The sequence below is a fragment of the Salinibacter sp. genome (assembly GCF_036626415.1).
In the GTDB taxonomy this organism is placed as follows: Bacteria; Bacteroidota; Rhodothermia; order Rhodothermales; family Salinibacteraceae; genus Salinibacter.
Genome location: NZ_JAZKRW010000162.1, coordinates 1 through 5,444, shown reverse-complemented (window position 1 = coordinate 5,444; position 5,444 = coordinate 1). Strand labels below are relative to the sequence as shown.

Annotated in this window: 4 protein-coding genes and 1 pseudogene; 4 read left to right on the top strand and 1 reads right to left on the bottom strand. The window is 64.5% G+C overall.

The genetic code is table 11. The features are described from left to right. Window positions 1-361: 361 nt before the first annotated feature. Entirely contained in the window at window positions 362-793 is a 432-nt protein-coding gene (locus V5A20_RS12890) for a CoA-binding protein (RefSeq protein ID WP_332327514.1), read from the bottom strand. A gap of 190 nt (window positions 794-983) precedes the next feature. Here V5A20_RS12890 and leuS point away from each other — a divergent pair, with 190 nt between their 5' ends. The 4 genes and pseudogenes from leuS to V5A20_RS12870 form a co-directional block, all read left to right on the top strand. Next, complete coding sequence (gene leuS, locus V5A20_RS12885) at window positions 984-3,575, top strand: leucine--tRNA ligase (protein WP_332316876.1); 2,592 nt, start codon at window positions 984-986, stop codon at window positions 3,573-3,575. Window positions 3,576-3,709: 134 nt separating this feature from the next. Beyond that, complete coding sequence (gene bshB1, locus V5A20_RS12880; protein WP_332316875.1) at window positions 3,710-4,468, top strand: bacillithiol biosynthesis deacetylase BshB1; 759 nt, start codon at window positions 3,710-3,712, stop codon at window positions 4,466-4,468. Window positions 4,469-4,636: 168 nt separating this feature from the next. Further along, complete coding sequence (gene efp, locus V5A20_RS12875) at window positions 4,637-5,215, top strand: elongation factor P (protein WP_332316874.1); 579 nt, start codon at window positions 4,637-4,639, stop codon at window positions 5,213-5,215. Window positions 5,216-5,260: 45 nt separating this feature from the next. Beyond that, window positions 5,261-5,444, top strand: a pseudogene (locus V5A20_RS12870) (acetyl-CoA carboxylase biotin carboxyl carrier protein); the annotation flags it as partial.

Sequence of the window (5,444 nt, the reverse complement as noted above, 5' to 3'; positions counted from 1 at the left end):
TCCCTGGGAGGAAGAGACACCATCGATGGTGCGGAGGTCAGGGTCGGTCCTCAACGCAACGCGTGCCTCCTCTTCCCGAAAAGCCCAGCCTGTTCACTTCGCCAACCGCAACCACTACCAAAAGGCTGGGGGAGTTGCGAATTCGTGTACTCCCATGGCGAGGAACAGAATGCAAGGACGGACCCCGTGACACCGCGGCGGTGTGAAGGCGTCGGGGACGAGAGGCCGAAATCGGGCGTGCAAAGTCGTGGCGTGCAGGGCATTATAAGGGGTTCCGTAGATAGCCCCTCTCCTCACGGGCGCTCTCTTGGCTGGAGCGCCGGGGGAGGGGGTTCATATTGCCTCTTCTGGCGCCCCGCCGCTACGCAAACAGCCGGTCGTACTCGATCTTGATGCATCGGTTGCGCACGTAGGGGAGCCCTGCCTCCTCGGCGAGCTCCTTCGCCTCGGGACTGGACACCCCGAGTTGCGTCCAGATCACTGGCTGCTCCCCGGTCTGCTCAATGCGCGCGATCGCCGAGCGCACCATGTCGGCGGTGTGCTCGGGGCGCCGGAAGATGTCGACGACGTCGAGTTCCACGCCCGCCGGGATGCTGGGAAGATCCGGGTAGCACGGCTCCCCGAGCACCGCGTCGTAGTTCGGGTTCACCGGCACGACGCGGTACCCACGTGCCTGCAGATAGCGGGCAATCTTGTGGCTCGTGCGGGTCGGCGTGGTCGAGCACCCGACGACCGCAATCGTGTCCGCCGTGTCGAGGATGGTACGAAAATCGGGGGACTGAACGTCGGGCATAGAACGATTGAATTCGTGTGCGGGCAGTGGAGAGGTGAAGAGACGGCCCTTACCTTATAACATTCCGAAGGATCCTCTTTTCCCCTCCGTCCCGTACAATTCGAGGCCCGTTACACCCCGTGACGGACCCGAGACGGAAGGGGCGCGCCCTGCGCTACAGACCCGCCAGACCATTCCAACGCCACCTGCCATGGCCTATCCGTTCCACGACATTGAGACCAAGTGGCAACAGCACTGGGAGGAGCACCAGACCTTCCGCACCCCCGACGAGGTGCCGGAGGACAAGGACGAGTTCTATGTGCTCGACATGTTTCCGTACCCCAGCGGCGCGGGCCTCCATGTGGGCCACCCGGAGGGCTACACGGCCACCGACATCGTGGCCCGCTACAAGCGAAAGCAGGGATTCAACGTGCTGCACCCGATGGGGTGGGACGCGTTCGGCCTGCCCGCCGAGCAGTACGCGCTGAAGACGAACACCCACCCGCGGGAGACGACGGAAAAGAACATCGCGCAGTTCAAACGCCAGCTCAAGCGCCTCGGCTTCTCGTACGACTGGCAGCGAGAGATCAACACCACGGACCCGGACTACTACAAGTGGACGCAGTGGATCTTCCTGCAGCTCTACGAACGGGGGCTCGCCTACCAGTCCGAGGAGCCGGTGTGGTGGTGCGAAGAGCTCGGCACGGTGCTCGCCAACGAGGAGGTGATCGACGGCAAGAGCGAGCGGGGCGGCTATCCCTGCGAGCGGGTGCCGATGCGGCAGTGGGTGCTCAAGATCACCGAGTACGCCGACCGCCTGCTGGAGGGGCTGGAGGCCCTCGACTGGCCAGAGAGCACGAAGCAGATGCAGCGCAACTGGATCGGTCGGTCGGAGGGCGCGAACGTCTACTTCGACCTTGCGGGCATCGACGATTCGCTGGAGGTCTACACCACGCGCCCCGACACCCTCTTCGGCGCCACCTACATGGTGCTGGCGCCCGAGCACGAGCTGCTCGACGAGATCACGACCGACGCGCACCGCGCGGAGGTGGAGGCCTACGTTGACGAAGCCCTCCGGAAGAGTGAGCGGAAGCGCCAGCAGCAGGGGGAGAAGACCGGCGTCTTTACCGGCGGCTACGCGATGAATCCAGTCAACGGCGAGGAGATTCCGATCTGGGTGGCCGACTACGTGCTGGCCTCCTACGGCACCGGCGCCGTCATGGCCGTGCCGGCCCACGACGAGCGGGACTACGCCTTCGCCCGGAAGTACGACCTGCCGGTCCGGGAGGTCGTGGAGGGCGGCGAGATCGAGGAGGAGGCCTACGTCGGCGACGGGCCCCACGTCCGCTCCGCCAACGAGGACGTGAGCCTCAACGGCCTGCACAACGAGGCAGCGAAGGAAGCCATCACCGAGTGGCTGGAGGCGGAGGGCACAGGCGAGCACACCGTCAACTACCAGTTGCAGGACTGGCTCTTCAGCCGCCAGCGCTACTGGGGCGAGCCCTTCCCCATCGTATTCACGGAGGACGGCGAGGACAAGCCCGTGCCCGAGGACGAGTTGCCCGTCACGCTGCCCGACATTGATGTCTTTGAACCGAGCGGCACGCCCGAGGGGCCGCTGGCCACGATCGAGGACTGGGTGCACACCACCGACCCGGAGACCGGCGCGCCGGCCACCCGCGAGACGAACACCATGCCGCAATGGGCCGGCTCCTGCTGGTACTACCTCCGCTTTCTCGACCCCGACAACGACGAGCGGCTCGTCGATCCGGAGAAGGAGGAGTACTGGATGCCGGTCGACCTGTACGTGGGCGGCTCCGAGCACGCCGTGCTGCACCTGCTCTACGCCCGCTTCTGGCACAAGGTGCTCTACGACGCGGGCGTCGTCTCCACGAAAGAGCCGTTCCAGACGCTGGTGCACCAGGGCATGATCCTGGGCGAGACGGAGTACACGGCGTATCGGGACGAGGAGGGCAATGTCGTTTCCGCCGAGAACGTTGCGGACGACACAGACCTCACGCCCGTCCAGGTCGACGAGGAGGACGTGACGAAGGACGGAGACGTGTTTGTCCTTGCGGATCGGCCGGCGGTGCAGGTTGACGCCCGCAGCCACAAGATGAGCAAGAGCCGCGGCAACGTCATCAATCCCGACGACGTGGTCGACGAGTACGGGGCCGACACGCTCCGCCTCTACGAAATGTTTATGGGGCCGCTGGAGCAGGACAAGCCCTGGAGCACTGACGACATGGAGGGGGTCCACCGGTTCCTCAACCGCATCTGGCGCCTGGTCGTCGACACGGACAGTGGCGGGCTTGCGGTGAGCGACGAGGAGCCGGACCGCGACCAACTCCGCGTCCTGCACCGCACCATCAAGAAGGTCACGGAGGACATTGAGGCCCGGGACTTCAACACCGCCATCGCGGCGATGATGGAATTTGTGAACGCGGCCAACAAGTGGGACACGATGCCCCGCAAGATTGCCGAGCCGTTCGTCCTCCTCCTGAGCCCCTTCGCACCGCACCTCAGCGAAGAGCTGTGGGCCCGTTTTGGGCACGACGAGACGCTCGCCTACGAGGACTGGCCCGCCTACGACGAGGCGCTCATTCGACGCGAGGTCGTCGAGATGCCCGTGCAGGTCGACGGCACGGTCCGCGCCACCATCGAGGTCGAGGCCGACGCAGACGAGGACGACGTGCTCGCCACCGCGAAGGCCGCGGACAACGTGGCCCGCTACCTCGACGGCACGGACATTCAGCGCGAGATCTACGTGCCGGGGCAGATCGTTAATCTCGTGACTGGATGAGTATTTCGTGGTGCGTATTGCGTATCTGCCCGTGGCCTACGCAATACGAAACACCCGATACGAAATACGCAATAGCGCTGTCCAGGCCCGGCTATTCTTCTTGCGACCTGCAACTTCCGAGAACCCCACCGTCCATGCCCAACCTCGATGTTCTCGCCCTCGCCGCCCACCCCGACGACGTGGAGCTCTGCGCGGGGGGGACGATGTGTCTGCTCGTCCAGCAAGGGTATGACGTCGGCATCGTCGACTTCACGAAGGGACAGCTCGGGTCGCGGGGCACGCCCGAGCAGCGAATGGAAGAGGCCGAGCGGGCCTCTGAGATCATTGGCCTCACCGCCCGCGAGAACCTCGGGCTGATGGACGGGGACCTCCGCAACACGAAGGCGAATCAGCGCCGGGTCATTGAGGCGGTGCGCCGGTACCGCCCGGACATTGTCCTCATCAATCCGCCGGAGGCTCGCCACCCCGACCACAGCGACGCCGCCGACCTCTCGACCGACGCCCTCTACTACAGCGGTCTCCAAGAGATCGAGACCACCGGCCCGGACGGTGCCCCGCAGGCCCCCTGGCGGCCCCACCACGTGCTCCACTACATGCAGGCCGTGTCCTTCGAGCCCACGATGGTGGTGGACGTGACGGACGTGTGGGACCGGCGCATTGAGGCCCTGCAGGCCTTCGAGTCGCAGTTTCACAACCCCGATTACGAGCCGGACCCGGACGAGCCGGAAACGTTCGTGTCCAACCCTGAATTCTTCGAGTGGGTGAAGGCTCGGGCCCGCACCTACGGCTACACCGTGGGGGCCACGTACGGCGAGCCGTTCAAATACCGGCACGGGCCCTTCGGGGTCACGGACCTCCCCGACGTTCTTCGCAAGGGGAAGGAGTTTCGATGAGCTAGATCCCACGTGAATTGCGCGAGGCACAGGGCCTCGACTCGCAACAACTGAGGGATTCACATCTTTGATCAAAAATAGCGCCGCACTGAGCGTCTACAAGTTGACACCACTCCCTGCGGCGCGGTATATTATCCTACTGTAATTGTCACGAAGCGACCTCCCTCCATGGCGGACACGAGTGACTTTCGAAACGGCATGACGTTCATCTGGAAAGACGATCTCTGGGAGATCGTCGACTTCCTTCACGTCAAGCCCGGCAAGGGCGGCGCGTTCGTCCGCACCACCCTCAAACACGTGAAGGATGGCCACGAGGTGGAGGAGACCTTTCGGGCGGGGGCGAAGGTCGATGAGGTGCGGGTGGAGCGCCGCGAACATCAGTACCTCTACGAGGACGACTACGGGCTTCACTTCATGGACCAGGCGTCCTACGAGCAGTTCTCGATGCCGCCGGAGCAGGTGGAGGGGCGCAGGTTTTTGAAGGAAGGAGGGAGCGTCGACATTCTTTTTCGGACCGACACCGAGGAACCGCTCCGCACCGAGGTCCCACAGAAGGTGGAGCTCGAGGTCGTAGAGACCACGCCCGGCGTGAAGGGCAATACCGCGCAGGGGGGCGACAAGCCCGCGACGCTGGAGAGCGGGGCCACCATCGACGTGCCGCTTTTTATCAACGAGGGGGACGTCGTTCGCCTCAACACCGAGACCGAAGAGTACGAAACCCGTGTCTCGGCCGCGTCCACCGTGTAACTCGGGACGCGTCCGCCGTTCTTTCGCATACACTCATCCAGACGCATGGAGCTTTCGAAGATTCAGGAACTGCTTCGACTTGTCGCCGAGAGCGGGGTGTCGGAGGTTGAGATTGAAGAAGACGACTTCAAGCTCACCATCCGGCAGAACAGCCCACAGGTGCTCATGCAACCGGCGGCGCAGTCGGCCCCGATGCAGTACGGGGCCCCGCCGCAGCCCCAGTACCCGC

Bases quoted from the DNA above. Each gene is read 5' to 3' on its own strand.
- V5A20_RS12890 (WP_332327514.1), bottom strand. From the start codon at position 793: ATGCCCGACGTTCAGTCCCCCGATTTTCGTACCATCCTCGACACGGCG.
- leuS (WP_332316876.1), top strand. From the start codon at position 984: ATGGCCTATCCGTTCCACGACATTGAGACCAAGTGGCAACAGCACTGG.
- bshB1 (WP_332316875.1), top strand. From the start codon at position 3,710: ATGCCCAACCTCGATGTTCTCGCCCTCGCCGCCCACCCCGACGACGTG.
- efp (WP_332316874.1), top strand. From the start codon at position 4,637: ATGGCGGACACGAGTGACTTTCGAAACGGCATGACGTTCATCTGGAAA.